The organism is Kosmotoga sp. DU53 (assembly GCF_001639905.1).
Taxonomy (GTDB): Bacteria; Thermotogota; Thermotogae; order Petrotogales; family Kosmotogaceae; genus Kosmotoga; species Kosmotoga olearia.
The window spans coordinates 123,215-143,423 of the sequence record NZ_JGCK01000071.1; the positions used below are offsets into that span (position 1 = coordinate 123,215).

The 20,209-nt window shown below is 40.3% G+C and carries 21 protein-coding genes and 1 pseudogene; 5 read left to right on the top strand and 17 right to left on the bottom strand.

The genetic code is table 11. From position 1 onward, the window contains the following. Nucleotides 1-4 precede the first annotated feature (4 nt). Together DU53_RS10135 and DU53_RS10140 are read right to left on the bottom strand one after the other, a co-directional pair. On the bottom strand, nucleotides 5-1,015 hold the full coding sequence (locus tag DU53_RS10135) for a transcription antitermination factor NusB (RefSeq protein ID WP_015869268.1): 1,011 nt from the start codon (nucleotides 1,013-1,015) through the stop codon (nucleotides 5-7). Beyond that, on the bottom strand, nucleotides 1,015-1,701 hold the full coding sequence (locus DU53_RS10140) for a zinc metallopeptidase (RefSeq protein ID WP_015869269.1): 687 nt from the start codon (nucleotides 1,699-1,701) through the stop codon (nucleotides 1,015-1,017). Before DU53_RS10140 ends, DU53_RS10135 begins: the two co-directional genes overlap by 1 nt. Nucleotides 1,702-1,847: 146 nt before the next feature. Between DU53_RS10140 and queD the strand changes: the two genes are divergently transcribed. Both queD and DU53_RS10150 read left to right on the top strand, forming a co-directional pair. Next, nucleotides 1,848-2,207: a 6-carboxytetrahydropterin synthase QueD gene (gene queD / locus DU53_RS10145; RefSeq protein ID WP_015869270.1), complete on the top strand. Its 360-nt coding sequence runs from the start codon at nucleotides 1,848-1,850 to the stop codon at nucleotides 2,205-2,207. A 122-nt stretch (nucleotides 2,208-2,329) separates the two neighbouring features. Next, a pseudogene (locus DU53_RS10150) lies at nucleotides 2,330-3,001 on the top strand (energy-coupling factor transporter transmembrane protein EcfT); the annotation flags it as partial. A 2-nt stretch (nucleotides 3,002-3,003) separates the two neighbouring features. Here the strand turns inward: DU53_RS10150 and DU53_RS10155 are convergent. From DU53_RS10155 to DU53_RS10195, 9 genes are all read right to left on the bottom strand, one after another. Next, nucleotides 3,004-4,281 (bottom strand): HEAT domain containing protein, encoded by a 1,278-nt coding sequence (locus DU53_RS10155; protein WP_015869272.1) that lies wholly within the window; start codon nucleotides 4,279-4,281, stop codon nucleotides 3,004-3,006. 6 nt (nucleotides 4,282-4,287) lie between these two features. After that, the gene (locus DU53_RS10160) at nucleotides 4,288-4,725 is read right to left on the bottom strand and encodes a hypothetical protein (protein ID WP_041288737.1); all 438 of its coding nucleotides are present in this window, start codon (nucleotides 4,723-4,725) and stop codon (nucleotides 4,288-4,290) included. Next, nucleotides 4,709-6,136: a glutamate--tRNA ligase gene (gene gltX, locus DU53_RS10165; RefSeq protein ID WP_015869274.1), complete on the bottom strand. Its 1,428-nt coding sequence runs from the start codon at nucleotides 6,134-6,136 to the stop codon at nucleotides 4,709-4,711. The genes DU53_RS10160 and gltX overlap by 17 nt, the downstream gene beginning before the upstream one ends. A 12-nt stretch (nucleotides 6,137-6,148) precedes the next feature. Beyond that, on the bottom strand, nucleotides 6,149-6,649 hold the full coding sequence (locus tag DU53_RS10170) for a TIGR00725 family protein (protein ID WP_015869275.1): 501 nt from the start codon (nucleotides 6,647-6,649) through the stop codon (nucleotides 6,149-6,151). Next, on the bottom strand, nucleotides 6,646-7,374 hold the full coding sequence (gene lptB / locus DU53_RS10175) for an LPS export ABC transporter ATP-binding protein (protein WP_015869276.1): 729 nt from the start codon (nucleotides 7,372-7,374) through the stop codon (nucleotides 6,646-6,648). The genes DU53_RS10170 and lptB overlap by 4 nt, the downstream gene beginning before the upstream one ends. After that, entirely contained in the window at nucleotides 7,371-7,868 is a 498-nt protein-coding gene (locus DU53_RS10180; RefSeq protein ID WP_015869277.1) for an OmpH family outer membrane protein, read from the bottom strand. The genes lptB and DU53_RS10180 overlap by 4 nt, the downstream gene beginning before the upstream one ends. A gap of 30 nt (nucleotides 7,869-7,898) precedes the next feature. Next, on the bottom strand, nucleotides 7,899-8,345 hold the full coding sequence (dtd, locus tag DU53_RS10185; protein WP_063728538.1) for a D-aminoacyl-tRNA deacylase: 447 nt from the start codon (nucleotides 8,343-8,345) through the stop codon (nucleotides 7,899-7,901). Then, nucleotides 8,342-10,522 (bottom strand): bifunctional (p)ppGpp synthetase/guanosine-3',5'-bis(diphosphate) 3'-pyrophosphohydrolase, encoded by a 2,181-nt coding sequence (locus DU53_RS10190; protein ID WP_015869279.1) that lies wholly within the window; start codon nucleotides 10,520-10,522, stop codon nucleotides 8,342-8,344. Before DU53_RS10190 ends, dtd begins: the two co-directional genes overlap by 4 nt. 71 nt (nucleotides 10,523-10,593) lie before the next feature. Continuing rightward, nucleotides 10,594-11,322: a sulfite exporter TauE/SafE family protein gene (locus DU53_RS10195; RefSeq protein WP_148208035.1), complete on the bottom strand. Its 729-nt coding sequence runs from the start codon at nucleotides 11,320-11,322 to the stop codon at nucleotides 10,594-10,596. Between the two features lie 337 nt (nucleotides 11,323-11,659). Here DU53_RS10195 and DU53_RS10200 point away from each other — a divergent pair, with 337 nt between their 5' ends. Continuing rightward, nucleotides 11,660-12,577 (top strand): hypothetical protein, encoded by a 918-nt coding sequence (locus DU53_RS10200; protein WP_041288738.1) that lies wholly within the window; start codon nucleotides 11,660-11,662, stop codon nucleotides 12,575-12,577. 242 nt (nucleotides 12,578-12,819) lie between these two features. Next, on the top strand, nucleotides 12,820-13,737 hold the full coding sequence (xerA, locus tag DU53_RS10205; RefSeq protein WP_063728540.1) for a site-specific tyrosine recombinase/integron integrase: 918 nt from the start codon (nucleotides 12,820-12,822) through the stop codon (nucleotides 13,735-13,737). Between the two features lie 207 nt (nucleotides 13,738-13,944). Here xerA and DU53_RS10210 read toward each other — a convergent pair whose 3' ends face one another. From DU53_RS10210 to DU53_RS10235, 6 genes are all read right to left on the bottom strand, one after another. Continuing rightward, entirely contained in the window at nucleotides 13,945-14,697 is a 753-nt protein-coding gene (locus tag DU53_RS10210) for a hypothetical protein (protein WP_063728542.1), read from the bottom strand. Beyond that, on the bottom strand, nucleotides 14,675-15,466 hold the full coding sequence (locus DU53_RS10215) for a patatin-like phospholipase family protein (protein WP_063728544.1): 792 nt from the start codon (nucleotides 15,464-15,466) through the stop codon (nucleotides 14,675-14,677). The genes DU53_RS10210 and DU53_RS10215 overlap by 23 nt, the downstream gene beginning before the upstream one ends. A gap of 181 nt (nucleotides 15,467-15,647) precedes the next feature. Next, the gene (locus DU53_RS10220) at nucleotides 15,648-16,106 is read right to left on the bottom strand and encodes a helix-turn-helix transcriptional regulator (protein ID WP_063728546.1); all 459 of its coding nucleotides are present in this window, start codon (nucleotides 16,104-16,106) and stop codon (nucleotides 15,648-15,650) included. 875 nt (nucleotides 16,107-16,981) lie between these two features. Continuing rightward, complete coding sequence (locus DU53_RS10225) at nucleotides 16,982-17,491, bottom strand: hypothetical protein (RefSeq protein WP_063728547.1); 510 nt, start codon at nucleotides 17,489-17,491, stop codon at nucleotides 16,982-16,984. A 20-nt stretch (nucleotides 17,492-17,511) separates the two neighbouring features. Further along, nucleotides 17,512-18,912, bottom strand: coding sequence for a HEPN domain-containing protein (locus DU53_RS10230; RefSeq protein ID WP_063728549.1), 1,401 nt, complete (start codon nucleotides 18,910-18,912; stop codon nucleotides 17,512-17,514). 183 nt (nucleotides 18,913-19,095) lie between these two features. After that, on the bottom strand, nucleotides 19,096-19,731 hold the full coding sequence (locus tag DU53_RS10235; RefSeq protein WP_063728550.1) for a hypothetical protein: 636 nt from the start codon (nucleotides 19,729-19,731) through the stop codon (nucleotides 19,096-19,098). Nucleotides 19,732-19,989: 258 nt separating this feature from the next. Between DU53_RS10235 and DU53_RS10240 the strand changes: the two genes are divergently transcribed. Beyond that, a partial coding sequence (locus DU53_RS10240) for a helix-turn-helix domain-containing protein (protein ID WP_369816081.1) occupies nucleotides 19,990-20,209 on the top strand: 220 nt, incomplete at its 3' end.

Below are 20,209 nucleotides of genomic sequence, written 5' to 3' on the forward strand. Positions count from 1 at the left end.
CCCTTTATTTCCTCCTCATTCTAGCGATGTATCCAGGTCTTGGGCTATTGGGAGGCAAAAGCCAGTAACCGTATCCATCCCACGTACCCCGCAGGTTATACCTTATCATAAAATCGTCCAGGGGAACAGGGACAAATTCTTTGAGAGGTGCGAGCAGTTGAGTGTTTTCTTCCAGTGTCAGGGTATTACTTAAATAAACAAATTCTTCTATGTTCGCTATTCTATTGGAAAGTTCCTTTTTCAGCTCATTTGCACTTTTTAATAACTCTTCTTTACTGATTGTATGAAAGAGCCATGGTTTTTCAGAAAGCAAAGCAAGCGAAGAATTTTCGGGTTTAATTACAGGGCACCGGAAATATTCGTTTACTATATATTCAAGTTCGTCAATACGTTTCAAAGAAGAGATTGGTTCACCCTTTTCGAGAACGATAATGCAATCTGAAAAATCGCTTTTATCGTAGATGTATCCTTTTTCATCCAGCAGATGGTATTCTCCTTTTGGGATGCTGTAAACCTGAAGAGGCGGTTGCTGGTTGTAACTCAAGAGTTCTTCGAGCGGGTTGATCCACTCTATTTCTTCCCAGTAATCAACCAGCCATTTTGGGTGGGAATACTTGAGCCAGATGGGCTGTTCCGGCAGAGGGGTTTCAAGTTTGCTTATCTTTCGTAGGACCGCATTGACCAGTTTTTTAAAACTCTTTGCTTTCAAAAGTTCAACACTGGAGTGTATCGCGGCAAACTCTGGAACACTATCCATGTAAAAAAGCTGAGTTACCCCCAATCGAAGAGCATTCATTACCGGTGCCGGCAGTTTTTCCGGTTTTTTGAGAAACTGATTCAGTATGTAATCTATCTGAATGCGTTTTCTGAGGGTTTCCATTACCAAATTCATATAGAATCTTCTACCAATAGATGAAAGGGTGGAGATGGCTATCTCCACCTTCCTGAATGGTATATAACCGTTTTGATCAAAAAAAGCCAATGTTTCCAGAGCTTTCTGGCGTGGATCGTTCATCAGTCTCTGCGTCCAAACAACCCGGCAATGAAAATCATTCTCAACAGCTGAAGCATGGCCATCGCCATAGAAGCGATATAGGTCATTGCTGCCGCAGAAAGAACCTTATTGACGGCAATTACTTCGGATTCTGGCATTCCCATTTCCGCGAGTAAGCGCTTTGCTCTTTTGCTTGCGTCAAATTCAACAGGCAACGTAATCAGAGTGAAGAGGACAACTAGTGAAAAGAGAACGATTCCAAACCGTATCATAGTTGGTGACCAGAACAGGATTCCCATGAAAAAGATAACCCAGCTGAAATATGAGCCAAAGCTCGCGACTGGTGCAAAGGCATTTCTTACAACCAGCGGAGCGTAATTCTTTGCATGTTGTAATGCGTGGCCGATTTCATGAGCTACAACCCCTAATGCCGCGATGGAACTGTTGTTGTAAGTTGCCTGGGATAATCTGACGACCTTTGCTCTTGGATCGTAATGATCGGTTAGTTGACCGGGTATTGTTTCGATTTTTATATCATACAGTCCTGAATTGTCCAGTAGACGTCTTGCGAGTTCTGCGCCGGTTATACCAAAGGTGGAACGAACCTTAGAATAATAAGTAAATCTCTGACTCACGAGAGCTTGAGCCCATATTGCTAATATTATTGCCGGGATCAAAAATATGAATGTTGGATCAAAGAAAAGCACACGATCACCTCCTCAATAGATTATACCATCATATATTTGACGTTTTTCTTATCGCTTTGTTCGATGAGTTTTTCGATAAAAAAATAACATGAATCTGAATTGTCATCAGAGTATAAAGAACGATATAATAATGTGGGAGGGATAAAATGTTTTATATAACAAAAGAGGTTACTTTTGATGCTGCGCATAACCTGACAAGCTATCATGGGAAGTGCGAAAAGCTTCACGGGCATACCTACCGTCTTCAGGTAACGATTAAAGGGGAACCGGATGAGGAAGGGATGGTTATAGACTTTGCTGAGTTGAAAAAAGTCATTAAAGAAAAGATACTGGACAAGCTCGACCATTCTTACATAAACGATTTAATACCCCAACCTACTGCCGAATATATTGCACGATGGATTTTTGATGAACTCGAACCCCTTGTAAAGACGGATAAGAGGAAACTTTTTGAGATCGTTCTCTGGGAAACCCCAACGAGTTTCGTGAGATACAGGAAGGAATGACCGAGCGTTGAATTTCCCCATTGGAAGATACGTTCCAATTAATTCTCCCATTCACGAAATAGATCCGCGCGCGAAGCTCATAGTTTACATCAGTCTGGCGATTCTCTTCTTTTTTTTGCCAGAGCCCAGCTGATTTTATGTTTATATACCTGTTATTCTTTTTGCAGGCGTATTTGAGTAACGTCCCGATAAAATTCTATTTGAGAAACTTAAAGAGTGTATATCTCATAGCATTGTTCATTGTGTTTTTCCAGATTTTTTTCACTCCCGGGAAGGTCATATTCCAGATTGGTTCGCTGATTGCTACCATAGAGGGTATGAAAAATGCGGTTGTTCTGGTTTTGCGGTTGTTTGGGGCTGTCCTGTTCAGTACCTTGTTGTCTTTCACAACAGCTCCATTGAGGATGGCACACTCCATAGAAGATCTTATGCTCAGACTGAAGTTTTCACAGAGAATTGCCAGAAGCGTAGGGCTTATTTTCTCAATATCAATGAGGTTCATTCCCATTCTTTCTAAAGAGGCCGAACAAATAGTACTAGCTCAACGAGCCCGGGGCGCGAAGTTTAAGAAAAACGGGCTGTTTCCAGAACTTCGAACCTTTATAGCCATAATCGTTCCACTTATTGTTCTTTCAATAAAAAAAGCCGACGAACTTGCAATCGCAATGCAGGTTCGCGGCTTTGACAGAGCTCATAAAACATCGGTGAGACAGGATTATTTCCAATGGAATATAAAAAGCTCCCTTTTGTGTTTTATGGGGGTTTTATCCTTCTTGTTTGTTATTCTCAACTGATCTCAGCCCATATTAAAGAGCTCCAGCAATCTCTGAGGAGCTATTCTCGCCATGGCTTTTGCTGCTGATAATCTCAACTTCCCGTCGTTTGTGGTGGTGTTTATAATCTTTTCGAGTTCAACAAGGGCATCAGTGATCTTCAAAAAACCAGCCACTCCCACTGCGAGTATCCTAACAGAACGTTCTTCTTTTTTATTCGCAATTATCCGGACAACATGATCACCAAGAGTAAGTAATTTCAGCCTTTTCGTAGCCCGCAACCCGGATTTTTTGAGTCGTGTTGAGGTTGAAAGAAGGGCGATCTTCACATCTTCTTCGATAGAATAGTCAAGCATCGAGGCCAGGGCATCTATGACTGTGGCTCTGACTTTATCGGATGGGTCGTTTAAGGCATTCCTCAAAATGCCTACCATAGCGGGTTCAGAGAGCTTTTTGAGAATACGGGCACCCATAAGTCTCAATTCTTCATCCACGGAATCAATAAATTTTTCGGCAATTCCGAGAAGGCTCTCGTCGTAACCGAGTTCTTTTCCGTAAACCCTGGTTGCTGCCACGGCTATTTTTGGATCTTCGGAGTCCATTAGTTTCCTTAGCTTGTCTGATACCATTTCTGGTGGAAACTTTCCCAGTATTTCTATACAGGCTGTTTTAAGTTCCGGATGAGAAAATTCGTTGATCTTCTCCCAGAGTAATTCTGATTCTTTTTCACCGATTTTTTGTACCTTCAAAGCTATAGCGACTTTCCTGAGTTTTTTGGGTAATTTTAACATCGCCTGTTCTTCAAGGGGAATATGACCCTTATAAACCTCAAGCATAGTCTTAATTTCGTTGCTGGGGTCGTTTTCAAAAGTTTTCAATTCTTCAAATGAAGCGTCAGTCTTGATCATTGTTTCAACAAAGGCTTTTCGCACTCTTTGGGAAGGTTCCTTTGCTATCTTTTCTTTTAGCTCATCATCAAGGAGTCCAAGCTCGACAATATATTTAACAGCGGTCGTTCTAACTGTTTCACTTGGATCTTCGAGAGCGCGCACGATTGCCATATCATCCGTGCCGGTTTTTGCAAGGTATTCAATAGCGGCTTTCCTAACCGCCGGGGACTCATCTTCGAGGTATTTTTCAACATCTTCTAACACTACTTCTGAGGTTGCAGATTCCCGAATTGCTTTGGCACGAATGAATGCCGATGGTGATTTGAGCATCTCTGAGAGATGGAGTTCCCTGCGTCCTTGAATTTCATCTTCAAGGGCATTCAGAATCATTCTTAGTTCCTTTGAAGCCATATTTTTTCACTCCTCGTTTAAACTATGAGAAAGGGAGTAACTATCTATTGTTAAAGTGATAATTCCGTCGGAATATTCGAACTTAGCTTCTTTTTTGTACTGGGCGATGGTATTTACTCCGGTTTTTTTTCTGTTCTGCTTTGCCGATCTTACAACACGCTTATCTTCGGTGATATAGTAGGTTACTCTTACATAGTTTCCGTCTTGTATTTTCATAAAAGAAAACCTTGTGGAAGTGGGGGTTCCAATAGTTCGCTGGTACGTCAAAAGATCCCTTTCAAAGAATTCGAAAGCTCTTTTTAGCTCGAGAATATGTTTTATCGTGCCCATGTATTGCGAATTCACGAGATTGAATTCTGTGAAGACAGAAAAAACGACAGCAACGATAAAAATCGTCGCCACCAGAGACATCAAAATTCCAACGAGACTAAATCCCTTCTTCATCCTTCAAGCTTTCTGCGAGGTCAAGAGTTGCCTCGAGCCTTTCCAATGTTTTCTCTTTCCCAAGCACAGCAACGGTTTCAAAAAGTCCCGGAGTGACCAATCTGCCTGTTACGGCTCCTCGAATTGTCTGGAAGGTGTTTTTCTTGGAAGTGTGCTTCTCTTCACTCACGTCCCGGATAACCTTCTCCACGCCTTCAATAGACCAATCATCGTTCTCTTCAAAACGCCTTATGGCGGCTTCTAAAACCTCTGTGCTCCAGCTTTTTTTGAGATATTTATCCACAAATCTGCTTTCATATTCCAATTCATCTGAAAAGAAAGGAGCAGAAAAATCAAGGAGCTGCGACATGGTATTTATCTTTTCGCGACAGATCGAAATAACCTGTTTGCTGTACTCAGGATCTTTCAGTAGTTTCTCATAAAAATCGAATTTTTCAGTGTATCTCAACCAGAGCTCGAACTCGGTCATGAGTTCCTCCAATGGGATCACTCTGAGGTGCTTACCGTTGATCCATTCAAGCTTCTCATAGTCAAAAATAACGGCTTTATTGGATATGGAACGGGGATCAAAGTCCCTGATTTTATCTCTAAAATCAAAGATCTCTTCATCTACACTCCATCCCAGAAGTGCAAGATAATTCATAAGGGCAGTGCTCAAATAGCCTTCTCTCCTGAAGTAATCGACGCTCGTGTGTCCATGCCTTTTAGATAACGGACTTCTATCATTGCCGAGTATAAGAGGTATATGCATAAACGTCGGCGCTTTCCAGCCGAAGGCGTCGTAAATCATCAGTTGTTTCGGAGTGTTCGAGAGATGGTCTTCTCCACGGAAGACATGGGTGATTTCCATCAGATGGTCATCTATCACCACGGCAAAATTATAGGTAGGGAACCCGTTGGATTTTATTATAACGAAGTCGTCAAAGGTCTCGTTTTTAAAAACCATGTTGCCTTTGAGAAGATCTTCAAAGGTGGTTTCGCCTTCCTTTGGAACCTTGAAGTTAACAGTATATGTGTATTCTTCTCCAAGATCTGTGGGTTCTTCCGTAGTGGTTTTAATAACTGTTTTAGGATCGTCTTTGTGATATATAGCATAGTATGCGTGATTGTTCTTTACCAGTTCATCCGCATACCTTTTATACAATCCCGCTTTGGTGCGTTCACTCTGTCTGTAAGGACCGTACTTTCCACCTATGTCCGGGCCTTCATCCCAGTTAAGACCACACCACCGCAGGGAGTTGATTATCTGTTCTTCAGATTCTCTAGTGGACCTTTCTGTGTCGGTATCCTCGATTCTCAAAATAAAACTTCCACCCTGATTTCTTGCGAAAAGCCAGTTGAAAAGAGCGGTCCTTACGCCACCCACGTGCATATGTCCTGTGGGGCTCGGTGCAAATCTACATCTTACCATGGTATTCCTCCTTTAGATGTGTAGCATCAATTCTTCTATTGAGGATATTTGAAGGATCTTTGTCAGGCGGCGATTATCCAGATAATACCCGTCTATTAGGGTAGGAGCTATCCTATCGGTCCAGCCACCTGTACCACGGAATAGTATAACAGGTTTTTGATAAGCGTAAGAGGTAACAATTTCGAAGAGGGTACCGACTTCTCCACCTATGGAAATAACCATATCTGCTGCATGTATCAGTACCAGAGAACGGACAAGATAATCCTGACCTGTGTCCAGATTAATTGTGTTGTATGGATTTCCCCTTGCGCCCTTTGGTAAAACGCCTATGATAGTACCTGAGGCCTCTTTTGCACCTCTGGCAACCAATTCCATCACACCGTCTCTCCCGCCAGTAATGATAGTGTGGTCTTTTTGTGCCAGAACCCTGCCGGTTTGAACACAGATCTCTTCCAGAGATTTCACAGGATCTTTATCAATGGGACCCGAATAACCGATTACCGCTATTCTCAAACTATCTCTTCCCTTCCAAGATAATTCTCTATGACCTTGCTATCTGATAGAACTGTATCTGGATCACCGCTGGCTATGACCTCTCCTTTGTGAAGCACATAAAGACTGTCGACAACCTGGTGGATGCTATTTACATCGTGGTCTGTAACGATTACCCCTATTCCCTTTTCACGAAGTTTCCTGATCATCTTCTGAATGTCTTTTACGGTGATTGGATCGATTCCTACAAAAGGTTCATCCAGAAGAATAAAGGATGGAGAGAGAACCAGTGTTCTTGCGAATTCGAGTCTCCTTTTCTCACCGCCAGATATGAGGTCAGCGGATTGATGTCTCAGGTGAAAGATCCCGAATTCTTTCAACAATTCCTCGGCCCTTTTCTGGGCGGTTTCTTTCTGGCCTGTTAACTTGAGAATCATTAAAATATTGTCGAGCACAGAAAGGCCACGAAATATAGAGGTTTCCTGTGGAAGATAGGCAATACCTTTTCTCGCTCTTTCGTGTACGGGGAGGTGAGTAATCTTTTTCTTGTTTAAATATATTTCACCGCTATCAGGGATTACAATACCAAGGATTGACTTAAAAGCAGTGGTTTTCCCGGCCCCGTTGGGGCCGAGAATACCAACCACTTCTCCAGAATGAGCGATTATATTAACGCCCTTCAATACCTGTCTCTTTCCGAAACGTTTATAAATATCCTTACAAAGCAATATCGAACGGGTTATCACTTATTTTCGAATCCCCTCAAATATTCGATAACCTGATCTGTTATATCGAATACCTCTTTACTGTATATGACAGCCTCTTTTGTGAGTATTAGATCGTAACCCATGAAGTCAGCATAGCTGTTTATTCTTTTGCGAATCTGGTCAACGATAACCTGTGTCTTTGCGTTGTAGGTGCTTTGAAGCGTTTGTTCGTACTGGGCTTTTTTAGCGAGTATTTCCTGCTGTTTTGCAAAGAGTTCCTCGTTGCTGGCACCTTCATCCTTCATTTTTTTGTATTCTGCTACGAGAGCGTCAAGTTGCCTCTGGTAAAACTGTTGATCTTCTTGATAACTCTGATTCAGCTCTTTCCAATCCTTTGTGGATTCAAGTACCTTCTGGATGTCCACAACCGCCACGTTAGAGAGAGGGGTGGATTCGTTGGTTTTTCCGGATATGGCGACAATAGCCGTCAAAAGGACAACGATCAATGAAAGAATGAGTATTGACTTTTTCATTGGAGCACCTCCTATATAAAATTTATGAGATTAAAATTGTTTACGAGAATCGAGAAGAATGGTAACAGGTCCATCGTTGGTCAAACTTACCAGCATATGAGCCTGGAAAACGCCTGTTTCAACATGCACTCTCTCGGAAGCTTTTTTTACAAAACGGTCGAAAATTTCTTTAGCTTTATCTGGCGGCGCGGCTTCGGTAAAAGAAGGTCTCCTGCCTTTGCGCGCATATCCCAGGAGAGTGAACTGTGAAACGAGCATAAGTTGCCCGCCTTTTTCAAGAAGGGAGAGATTCATCTTACCAGTTTCATCTTCGAATATCCTGAGGTTGAGTATTTTCTCGAGCATCCAATCCAGATCCTTTTCAGTGTCATCTTTTTGAACGCCGAGAAGTACCATCAAACCATCGGATATTTTACCAACAATCTTTCCGTCTACCTTTACTTCGGCTTCACTTACCCTTTGTACGACTGCTCTCATGGCAACCCTCCTGTTCTGGCAACTGCTTGCACTCCTCTAATGCCTCTAATGCTTTCCATTACGGATGTTAAATGACCTATATCTTTGACCAGCAGATTCGCCGCAAGGATACTTTGTCCCCAGTCTCCGGAACTCACATAATACTTTTTCACCTTGGCGTTTTTATTTTCAATCTTTTCCAGGATTCTTCCAACGACGTTTTTCTCTGTTGTATCAAAAACCGCTTTTATCCAGGCATCATAACGACCGTCTAAGGTAAAAGTCCAGCTGGCTTCCAGTAACTTGTCTGCCGCAATGTTTATAAGATTCTTGCAATTTCTCACGTGTATAGATATTCCACGGCTGCTGATAACTGCAACGATTTTATCACCGGGTAAAGGATTGCAACACTTAGCGAAGTGAACGTCTATTCCACTCTGTCCGGCGATTAATACCTCTTTACCGAGGGCCTGCTTTGGTTTGACTGGTTTTAACAATTTCTTGGGGATCTCGATATCTATCGGTTGGGGTTCAAGACATTTCAGCATCTCTGCCATGGTTATTGTCCCGTCTCCGAGCTTCATAAAAAACTCGTTTTCTGTATTGACACCAGAACGTTTCATCAATTCTTTGACGCTCTCGCTGTTCAAAAGTTCTTCCATTGGTTTTGCGAGTTTTTTGCTGATCTTACGGAAGGTTTCTTTACCCCGTTCCACAAGCTCATTTTTGTATTTGGTTTTGAAGAAACGTCTTATTTTGGCTTTTGTACTGTTCGAGCGCACGTAGTTCAGCCAATCCAGGCTTGGGCCTTCACTATTCTTGTTTACTATGATTTCAACCCTGTCACCCAGTTGAAGCTGATAATTTATCGGAACCATCTTACCGTTAACCTTTGCACCTGCCAAATGATGACCTATTTCCGTGTGAATGGCATACGCAAAATCGATGGGAGTCGCACCTTTTGGAAGATGGATAACCTCACCCTTTGGGGTAAACACGAAGACCTCGTCTGTTTCCAGTTCTTTAGAAACGCTTTCTATATCTTTGAAACTTTCGATGAAATCCTTGTGCCAGTTCGATAACTGGTGGAACCAGCTTCGTTCTTTCAGGTCTATCCCCTCTTTATAAATCCAGTGAGCTGCAAGCCCGAATTCAGCCTCTTTGTGCATCTTCTCGCTTCGGATCTGGATCTCAAGAGGTTCACCTTTGTGGGTGATTAAAGTGGTATGAAGTGATTTATACCCATTTGATTTAGGGGCAGCGATGTAATCTTTAAACCTGCCGGGAACGGGTGGCCATAGAGAATGGACGATTCCAAGTATTTTATAGCAGCTAACTTCGTCTTCCGTTATGATTCTTAGGGCTATTAAGTCATAGATCTCATCGAAGGATTTGTTCTTTCGAATCATTTTTTGCCAGATGCTATAAAGGTGTTTTACCCTTCCTTCAATCAGAAAGTTTACCCTGTGCTTTCTCAATTCATTGGCAACTATATTTCTGTATTCGTCCATTGTTGCCTGACGTTCATGAAGTTTCTTCTTCACTCTCAGTTTCAACTCATTGTAGTCATTTGGGTACAGATACTTGAAGGAAAGATCCTCGAGTTCCCACTTTATTCTGTGAATACCGATTCTATGAGCGATGGGAGCGTAAATATTAAGCGTTTCCAGCGCTTTGTCCTTTCGTTTTTTGTCGTTTTTAACGAAATAAAGGGTTCTCATATTATGCAGACGGTCAGCGAGTTTAACAATGATAATACGTGGGTCGCTGGAAAGGGCGAGAAGCATTTTGCGAATTGTTTCTATCTTTATTCTGGATTTTATTTCAGCTTTATCCAGTGTTTCAGATAACTTGAGGTTATTTATTTTGGTTACACCATCTACAATTTTGGCAACTATCGGGCCAAACCGATTTTCTACATCTTCGAGTGGAACATTGCAATCCTCAACCACGTCATGCAAAAGCCCGGATACCAATGTATCCGTATCGGCCTGAAGCTCGGCAAGGATTTTTGTTACTGCAACGGGATGTGAAATAAAAGGCTCACCTGATTCTCTGTACTGTCCTTCGTGGTTTTCTCTGGCAAGCTCATATGCGGAAATAATTCTCTCCCGTTCTCTGCGTTTTAGCTTTTTTTGTAAGATCTTTTCTATTTCGGAAACTAATTTTGATCCTTCACCATTATATAGTAAGGGCATATTTTCCACCTCTTTAGCCCTTTTAACTATTTTATCATGAAAATCCGTTTTGATTCAGAGTTATTGAGCTTTTAGAGCATAAAAGCTTTTACAGCATTTATGATTACGACAACGATAAGAACAATCCTTAAAAATTTCTCTCCCTTTTTTATGGCAAACCTTACGGCGAGATAGGCACCACTCATATTTCCCAGTGCAAGCAACAATCCGACCGGTACATTCACCATACCTTTTGACAGAAAGACAACCAGCGAAGTTGTGGTGTAAATGAGGATAATCCCCACCTTGATTGCATTAGTTCTCACAAGGTTTGTCCCTATAAAGAAGGTTATCGCAGCGATCATCAGAAAGCCAATCCCTGCTTGAATGAATCCGCCGTATATACCAAGTCCGAAGAACACCAATACCCTGAGGATAGAGTTTGTTGAAGAGTTACTCTTTTTGAGTTTGGGTTTTCTTATTACAAAATAGGTCATGATCAACAGTGTGATGCCAATTACTTTTTGCAATAGATTTTTGTCTAAATCAAGAGCGATAAAGGATCCCAGAATTGCACCTGCTGCCGCCACTGTCCCGAGGGGCAAGGAAATTCTGAAAGCTTTTACTCCTTTTTTCTCGAAGCTTGTAACTGCAACAAGATTTTGAAAGAATATGGCTATTCTGTTTGTGGCGTTTGCGATGTTTGCGTCGAGTCCAAGGAACATCAGCATTGGAAGTGTAAGCATCGAGCCTCCGCCTGCGAGGGTATTCATTATTCCCGCGAGGAGACCAACGAAATATGTCGAAATGTAAAAAACCACCTGCAAGGGAAATCACTCCTGAGACCTAATCTTCTGGATTACAAGGTAGGTATATGAGCATCATACCATTTTGTTGGATAACTTTTTGTACAACTTGTACACGTGTATATAGAATCAGAACAAAATATACAATAATACCAGCTGCTGTATTGTGCAACTATTTTATGGTTATTGTAGGGCGAGTATATAATAGCATAGTCTGTAAAGATGGTTGTATAGGTTGTACGTTGTGGTGGGTACAATAACATATGAATTTGTGAGAACCTATGTAGCACATATAAGAAATGGTATAATATGTACAAATATAAACAGCATAATGTGCGATGGAGGTGTAAAAATGGCTCGTTCCATAACAATAGTAGATATACTGAATATTTTGGGAACATTGGAAGACGAAAGCGGGACACAATCTTCCAGAAATAAGTTCCTTAACGGTTATCTGCAAAAGCTTTCGAGCATCGAAGAAGTCACTGGCGACGCTACGATGTTACTCGATTCTCTAGATACCAGTGATGAAAAACAGGTGCTGTTGTATGAAAGAGCTTACGCGGATCTTACAAACAGACTTGCTGAAATCGCAGGATTCAAGGTTAATTATGTAAAATACTCCAATCGTGAAAGAATAACCGGCATCTGGGAAGCTGGAAACGACTTTAAATTGAAGGTTGCGGCTTTCATTCCATTTGAGGCGTCTCAAGGGCGGGGAATTTCCAGGCATGCGCTTCTCGTGCTACCGGAACCCGTTGATTTTCAGAGACCCTTTGTGACGTTTATGAAACTTGCTGAATTTTTGAATATGGTGGTACAGATAAACCTTCCGCTTTCCACCATTGCAGGAGTGCTGTCCATAGACGATAACTATGATAAAAAGCTAGCTCCTGTAATGGAATTGAGTATATTAGCCTTCAAAAGTAAATTAGCGCCTTTCAAACGTACAGCAACGCTTCAAAGCGAATGGGATAAAGAGGAGATCCAGACACTTCTGAATAAACTAAAACCAGCTACAAGGGTATTTCTCACTATACTGCTGGATAAAGAATCCAACGCTTCCGAAATTTATGCTAAAATGAATCCCATTTTGACAGAAATGGGAGAACCAGAAGTGAAAAGTCCCATGGCGGTGGGTGCAATCATGGGTGCCCTCTCAAAACATTATGCAGGCATAAAAGAACCCCTTGTTTTTAGAAAGAATCGCCGCTATTTTATCAATGAAAAGTACCGTGAGCTACTATCGGAATTGCTAAGCAGCTTGTGAAGCTGTGTTTGGAGTGAAAGGTGTTAGAATCGATTTTGAGGCCATTGTTTCTTAGTTGAAGAGAAATTATACGTGAATCCGAAAATAATGGCCTTAAAATCGAATATAAAAGGCGCCGTCTGTAAGCTTTAATACAAGCCGTGTTTAGAAACCGTTGTTTTGGTGATGAAATATGATACAATAAAGTGGAGACATAATGTATATTACGTCTCCACTTTTGATTATTTTCAGGGGGGAACGTAATGGATTTTGAAGATGCTGTGGAAAGGTTCGCAGAATATCTGGAATTTGTGCGGAACCTGTCGAAAAATACCGTCGAGTCATACACCAGGGATCTCAAACACTTTGGCCAGTACCTGGAAGAATATTCCCTTGACTACCGGCAGGTAAAAAGGCGTGATATCGAAAAGTTCATGAAAGAGCTTTCACAAGGAAATTTCTCGGATTCAAGGCTCTCACCCTCTTCAGTGGCCAGACATCTCTCCACCCTCAAAACCTTCTACATGTTCCTCTACGTAAGCGGTACAGTGAATAAAATACCAACAGACCTGGTAAAAGCTCCGAAAACACGCAGGCGCATACCCGAATACATTAGCTACGAAGAGATCCAGAAAATACTGGAAGCCTTCCCAGAAACCCATCTTGGAAAGCGTAACAGAGCCATCGTTGCCCTGATGTATTACTGCGGGTTGCGGGTCAGCGAGGTTTGCTCCCTCACGCTCAGGGATATCTCTTTGGAGAACGATCCCCTTGTCCGCGTCAAAAGCGGTAAAGGAGACAAAGACAGGATCGTCCCCCTCACGCCCGACGCGGTTCGGATAATCTCAGATTATCTGAAACACAGAGAAAGATTTCCCGACGCAAACAAGCATATTAAGCTCTTTGTAGGAATCCGTGGTGAACCCATTACCAGAAAATCCGTGAACAAAATGCTCCAGAACCACGTGAAAAAAATATTTCCGGATAAGCACTTCCACCCGCACATCTTCCGCCATAGCTGTGCTACACACCTGCTACAGCGCGGTGCAAGCATAAAGATAGTGCAGGAAATCCTTGGCCACGCCAATATATCCACCACAAGCATCTATCTCCATATCACCGACAGAGAAAAGCGCGAAGCTGTGAGGTTGCTCTCAAACGGGGAAAATACAGGTAAGTAATCGCCGAAGAAAATATTGTACAAAATATGCAAGCGATAAAACAGAACATACAGGGTATACAAGGACATAAAAGCACTATTAGTATGAGTCAAGTATTGTAGTTAATATACTAATTAGTATTATATAACGAGTACATACGAGTATAAGCACAGTATACAATGTACCAAGAGAGTAAACGTGTATATTCAGCGTAGAGATAGCACGTTTTCATTTCTTCTGAACAGTATTGAGCGCTTCGAGCTTTTTCCTGGTATCTTTGTAAAGCTTCGGTACGAAGCTGTCAGGATTTGAATTTGTTGAGGTGAATTCAATAACGTACCTGGCTTTTTCCTTGCGGTAGAGGACGATTTCACCTGTCCTCGCGATCGTTGAGAGCATCATATAGTCGAGGGCGTTCCTCGGAACAGCGTTCTGGGGCATATTGAGCAAAAAGAGAATGTCCCCTTCAGGAACTCCATAAACATTCGCACCGGAAACATGGTCTTTGTAAGCTCCAAACTGAATCGGAAAGGCAAGAGTCATCTTCATCGCTTCTCTCAGACTGCCGCTGATTACTTCATCGTCATAGGTTTTAATATTAAAAGCGTGGATCTTAAGACGAGGAACTTTATCTGTGGTTATATCAGGAAAGTATTTATCAACAAAATCTTCCAGAGTTTTTATGGGTGTTACACCATGCATCGATTTACCGAGCCTGTAAAGCGTTTTTACAAGCTCAACCGTTTTAACAAGTTTATTCCCGTCCGGATGGTGGAATGTTCTATCAATATCCTTCCAGATATGCCTCATGACACTGAATGCCCTATCCGCTGATTTATAGTATTCTGAGAAAAACAGGGGTATGCAGGAAAATCCTACGCAGTGAATTTCATCTATATCAATCGTGCTTTCATTTAGTGCTTTTATTGCTCCAGGTAAAGAAAGGTAAAGGATCGAATCACCGCCGAAAGCTAATCTCATTTGCCTTCCTCCTTTTACAAAGAGCCTGCCACGCTTCTTTGTAGATTTCTCTGTAGTTTTCAAAGGCATGCCATGGGTAATTTATCCTGTGGTTGAATACAAGATCGGCATTTTCAATCTCCATTGATATTATGTATTTCTCCTTCCAGCTATCCAGAAACAGAAGCAGTTCCATCTGGTCCTGAGGTTCCTTCGGCTCCTCTTTCTCAAAATTGCTGGCTACAACATAGTCTGCACCGAGCAAACGGGCTTCGTCCACTGGCACCGGCCTCAACACACCACCATCAACAGTCTGGGTTCCTCCCAGCCATACCGGAGAAAAAACACCCGGAACGGAAGAACTTGCCATAACCGCTTCAACGAGGTATCCCTCCGTTACCAGCATAGACTCGAGCGATACAGCGTCAAAAACCACAACCCCGAGCGGGATTTTACAGTCTGAAAAGGTCTTCTTACCGAATAAAGCCCTGAAGAAAGGGTAGTAATCTTCGAGGGTAACAAGGGACCTCTGTATTATGCTCCATATGTTTGGACCTTCTATCTTCTTTAAGTATTTCTTCATCGCGGGCAATTGCTCATCTACGGCGCTGGAAAATTCCTTTAGCACCTTTTCCCAGTCCTCATAGAGCGCATATAATGCCGCGACAATTGCCCCGGCGGATGACCCGGTAACAACATCGATCTTGAAGTCGTTCTCCTGAAGCAGTCTTAATACAGCTACGTGTGCAAACCCCTTTACCCCTCCAGCGGCTAAAGCTAAACCATTCATTCAATCACCTCTTGTCAACTTTACCATTTTTTACCTTTTTTATCCTAAAGCCGTTTGATTATAACGGGGGAGGGTCAATTTTCTGTGACCGCGACGGAGCGAAATATAAATATGGCAGGAACGAAAATGGATTACTTTAAAAGCGGAAGAATTATCGGTCGAATGCCAACTTTTGCGAGTACTAAATTATAATTTTTTCTTGACTGACTTTTTTATGCCTATGTTCCCAGTTGTCCAGGCTTTCAGATATCAACAAATTCAAAAATTCCTTTGGTGTCAACCCTTCCTTGTTAGCAAGCTCATCAACTCTTTCCCTTAGTTCTGCGGGTACAGTTACGGCGTAATCGCCGTTCATGGTCATAAAAAAGTTTTTTCCGAGAGCTTTTGACAGCTTCATGAGAAAAGTGTAGCTTGGAATTCTACCCATGTTCCCAAATCTGGATATGACGGATTGCTTTGTTCCCATTTTTTTTGCAAGATCCGCCTGGGTCATCCCAAGTTCTTCTCTTTTCAATTGGACTTCCAGTATAAAATCCGCAAGAGGTTGGTAAAAATCAACCTTCTCTTTTATAGAATTATCTTGCTCGATTTCATTTAAGACATCATCAAGAGATCTTTCTTTTATCCTTTTGTCTTTCATAATACCACTCCTCGAATAGCGACCCCCATTATCCTATTCGGTTACATTATATAGCCGAATGGTTATATTTACCAAGAGGATTGTTCGATGAATGAAAATACACAGTAATCACTTTTTTCTCTCTTACCTATAATCAAATAACTACCAGAATTGCCAAACAATCACCAAGTAATCACCAATTAGTTTTATGACTCGTAATAGTAACTGCTAACAATAGCGCCATCTCTTTTGACCCTGCATTCTTCGATAAGTGTAGTTGTGCCGTTTCTAAATTCTCAATATTTTAGGTAAACCAAATATATTCTCAGTACATTCAATTTTAACAATGAATCCTTCCTCTGATTTTTTCTTTTGTAATGACCAAACAGTTTTAAAATTATAATATCCTCCATTTTATTCTCCCCTTATGGTACAATTTCATACAACATTTCGCGGATATGTGAGGCTCCCCGAAAAACTGGACAAATATCAAGCAGTTACTGAATAATACACCCCCATTTTCTGGACACACGAGTTTTCCCCATTTTTCTCTGTATTTCATTAATATAACCTCAGACACTATCCCATCTCAGATCTACGTATCTCATTGCACGACAACAAGCTTTGTGGTAGAGAAGCAATTTACTAATTACCTCTTTTGATTTTTGGTTCATAAATCAGGGTTCTCCATGATTTAATGTTCGTTTCTTACATCAAGTGTCGCTTAGAATCATCTATAACAAAGAATCTAAAAGACTATTTTGGTTCAGTTGTTTCGTCGTGGTTCTTTAATTGCTAGGATTTTTGGTCGAATGAACAACATGTCGTTCATTTGATTAAGTAAAAAAATCTCTGGTTGTTAAATATCTGCAACTAAGAATAATCACAACAAGCATCTATTTCGATTTGGTTTGAGTCTGTGCTACGTTAAGTTCATCAATATCTTTTATCATACTCTTAAGCATATCAAATTCATTTAGCTTAGTTCTTTTGTTGACCAAATCTTTCCTAATTTCCAATAAGAGTTTTCCCCATAAAGTGAACAATTTAATATGATCTTGTTCTTCCTTGCCAGATTCAACGTTGTAAATATACTGCATTAATGAATTCAAAGAACGTATTACCTCATCAGAACCAACAAAGTTAAATTTAAAAGAAATCTTTCTGTAGTTTACAGAATTTATTTCCTTTATTGCTTGATTTACGTTATCAGGATTCGAAAAAATTTTTATATATGGAGAAAGTATTTCCACATATAGCTTTCTTCGTTCTTCCCTTAGCTTTTCTTGAATGTTTTTGATCTCCTCGATTCTTGCTTTTATAAACCATCCAACGGCACCACCTATGATTACTAATATTGAAGGCCCAAGCACTCTAACGATTTCCAAAAACATTTCTTTGTCCATAGGATTTTCCCTCCATTTCTTTAAAGATTATCAGGACATTCTTCAATCAAAAATCTGTATGTAGGAGCACGCACTATTCCCTTTCTAATTATTTCATCAGGAACTCCAAGTTCTCTTAGATATAGAATATGGCAAAGGAGCATTAAGCGTTCATTTGCATATACTAAAGCTTCACCTTTTAATATCTTTTCTCTCGATTTATTTGAGGGATGCGTCATATCATGTCGAGTATTAACTATAAGATGAGTGAATTTTTTTGGGTTCTTTGTTACCAGCGTTCTTAGACTGACAGGAAGACTATTGAGAACTTCTTTAAGTCTTTTATTCAGGTTATATTCATTGCAATAGTGTAATTGCTGACTAATTCTCTCTAAAATATCTTGACTTACAGTACCTTTTAGTTTGCTCTCAATAATTTCTTTTGCTTTTGTGTAAACCCTTTCAAACTCATCGTCTGGTAATAGTTTTCCAACAAATTTCTGCCTGTGAAATGCTTCTATAGATTGCATTAATATAATAAATTTTGACTCTAGATAAAGATGCTTATTGAAGAAAAGAGCCACAAATAAATTAACAGCTTTAGCGAGTTCCTTTTCTATCACAAACCATTGATTGACGATTGAATCAAATTTATTTCGAACATCTTCCAAGTTGACTATTATTTCATGGGAATTTATATCATTAGCTGTTGGAGTTCTTAACCAACCGTATATTTCAGTAGTCCAAGGATATTCTTTGTCATCTTGCTTGAAAAATTGAAGCGCTGAAACGCGGTCAAAAGGCACAACACCTCCGATTAGAAGTACAAGAAGATTCTGAATGCTTTTTGCTATTGGTTTGTACCACATTATGTTTGCTGGAGAATCCGGGGTGATTAATATACTTACAATGCTTTTAAGGGTTGCTTCCGTTTCATCACTGCTCTCTGAAACCAATCTATGTATTTCCAATTTAAACTTCATGGATTTTACATACGCTGAAACGGACTTAAAGTTCTTATGTGCTATTACTTTGTCATAATTGGAGAGTTTCACATATTCAAACGGGTATGTGCCAAGCCATTTTGATAATTCTTTTGATTCTATGGAAATGCTCTCTAAAGTTTCTAAGTTTTGTCCAAAATGGGACCCAAAGTATGCTTCTGTAAATTGCAGTAGAATAGCCTTAAAGTTTCTTCTACCAGAATGATATGTTGTTTCATTTTTCACAAATCCATTTCTGAGAGAAAGTCTCCCTTCTTCACTCTCTCCGAGCATCACATCAATATTGTCTCCAACTCGGTTATAAAAATTTTTCTGGTCGTCAAATAGTTTTATGAAGAAACTTTCGCCTTCAATATACAGTTCTCCTCTGTACTTTATGTTAGAAAATTGTGGAAACCACCATAACCCGTAAATTCTTCTTCCTTGAAGTCTTTCCAACTCAAAAATATTTATCACCTCTATTTTCGGCTTTTGTATTTGAATACAATTTTTGGAGAGGATAAAACATCGATGTTTTTGTTATGTAGATCCTTGTTCTGTGGATCAAAAAATGGCATGATTTACTTAGACCGTAATTTTTGAGATCTTGTGCGTTTTTCCTTGAATATAGAAGAGAGAATCTTATTCTTCTATATTCACATCTAACAATTTAAAGAAGGTTCCGATACTCTCTGAAATTCCATTAATACTTACATCCTTAAGAGATTCAATAAAATCGCTGTCTTTTAACTCGTTCTTCAAATCAGAATGTTCTGAAAAGACAATTTCAAAAATAGGAGTAAATATATCAAGAATCAGATCAATTTCGACTCTGGGTTCTCGAAGTTCTTGGGTTTCATATGATTTGTCTTCAACATATTTTTTGAAGTCCTTAATTACCCTCTTTAAAAATGTCTTGTTTTGATTTGAGAAGAAAACACGGAGATCGTTAATACTATCTTCATCTAAATCTCTAAAATGGCTTGAAATTCCATTGAAAATGTATCTATGTAATTTGTTGTCTAATACTATCTTGTGTTTTGCACAGCATGAATAAAAGTTTGGATTGGCAAGTAAAGTTTCTATGTTATCTCCTGCTGCTATTAGTTTATCATTAAATATTTTGGCTAATTCCTTGTCATTTTTCACTTCGAGTATGTGGTCCCATAATTCAATGTTACCTGCGCTGACTTTAGTACCATCCGAAGGATATCTATTCTCGAGAAGTTTTTCTACAGCTTTAAAGATGGTTTCTTTGGCAATTCCTATATGTTTCAAGAATGAGTAGAGGTTAAAAATCCATTCTGACTCGTGCTCCTCACTATTCAGGAGATTTTCATATATAATTTTGTAGAAAGGTTCTATTTTATTTCTATATTGGTTAGCTATTTTATTTGTAAGCTCTTTATAAATTGTATGTGGTCAAATAAAATTGACCCCCCAGGGCCATAGAAAATTGACCCGTTACCCCGTGGAAAAAAAGACCTTACTTGAGCGAGATAATAGAAACAATCTGCTCAAGGAGGTATACGAGGGGTGAAAAACGTGTACGAGGTCAAAGAGATTCAACGGCTCTATCAGGAATATGGTTCTATTCGTGAGGTAACAAGACTCACCGGGATATCCCGGAACACTGTTAGGAAGTATTTACGCAGAATCGAAGCAGTGAAATTAGGAAGCGCAAAGGAAGTGATTGTTAGGAAGCCCGTTCCTTTTAAGCGTCGGACGATTGAGCCAAGGACAGTAGCGAGGATTG

Excerpts from the sequence above, each read along its gene's own strand:
- DU53_RS10135 (WP_015869268.1), bottom strand. The coding sequence starts at position 1,015 with ATGAACGATCCACGCCAGAAAGCTCTGGAAACATTGGCTTTTTTTGAT.
- queD (WP_015869270.1), top strand. The coding sequence starts at position 1,848 with ATGTTTTATATAACAAAAGAGGTTACTTTTGATGCTGCGCATAACCTG.
- DU53_RS10155 (WP_015869272.1), bottom strand. The coding sequence starts at position 4,281 with ATGGCTTCAAAGGAACTAAGAATGATTCTGAATGCCCTTGAAGATGAA.
- DU53_RS10160 (WP_041288737.1), bottom strand. The coding sequence starts at position 4,725 with ATGAAGAAGGGATTTAGTCTCGTTGGAATTTTGATGTCTCTGGTGGCG.
- gltX (WP_015869274.1), bottom strand. The coding sequence starts at position 6,136 with ATGGTAAGATGTAGATTTGCACCGAGCCCCACAGGACATATGCACGTG.
- DU53_RS10180 (WP_015869277.1), bottom strand. The coding sequence starts at position 7,868 with ATGAAAAAGTCAATACTCATTCTTTCATTGATCGTTGTCCTTTTGACG.
- dtd (WP_063728538.1), bottom strand. The coding sequence starts at position 8,345 with ATGAGAGCAGTCGTACAAAGGGTAAGTGAAGCCGAAGTAAAGGTAGAC.
- DU53_RS10190 (WP_015869279.1), bottom strand. The coding sequence starts at position 10,522 with ATGCCCTTACTATATAATGGTGAAGGATCAAAATTAGTTTCCGAAATA.
- DU53_RS10200 (WP_041288738.1), top strand. The coding sequence starts at position 11,660 with ATGGCTCGTTCCATAACAATAGTAGATATACTGAATATTTTGGGAACA.
- xerA (WP_063728540.1), top strand. The coding sequence starts at position 12,820 with ATGGATTTTGAAGATGCTGTGGAAAGGTTCGCAGAATATCTGGAATTT.
- DU53_RS10210 (WP_063728542.1), bottom strand. The coding sequence starts at position 14,697 with ATGAGATTAGCTTTCGGCGGTGATTCGATCCTTTACCTTTCTTTACCT.
- DU53_RS10215 (WP_063728544.1), bottom strand. The coding sequence starts at position 15,466 with ATGAATGGTTTAGCTTTAGCCGCTGGAGGGGTAAAGGGGTTTGCACAC.
- DU53_RS10220 (WP_063728546.1), bottom strand. The coding sequence starts at position 16,106 with ATGAAAGACAAAAGGATAAAAGAAAGATCTCTTGATGATGTCTTAAAT.
- DU53_RS10225 (WP_063728547.1), bottom strand. The coding sequence starts at position 17,491 with ATGGACAAAGAAATGTTTTTGGAAATCGTTAGAGTGCTTGGGCCTTCA.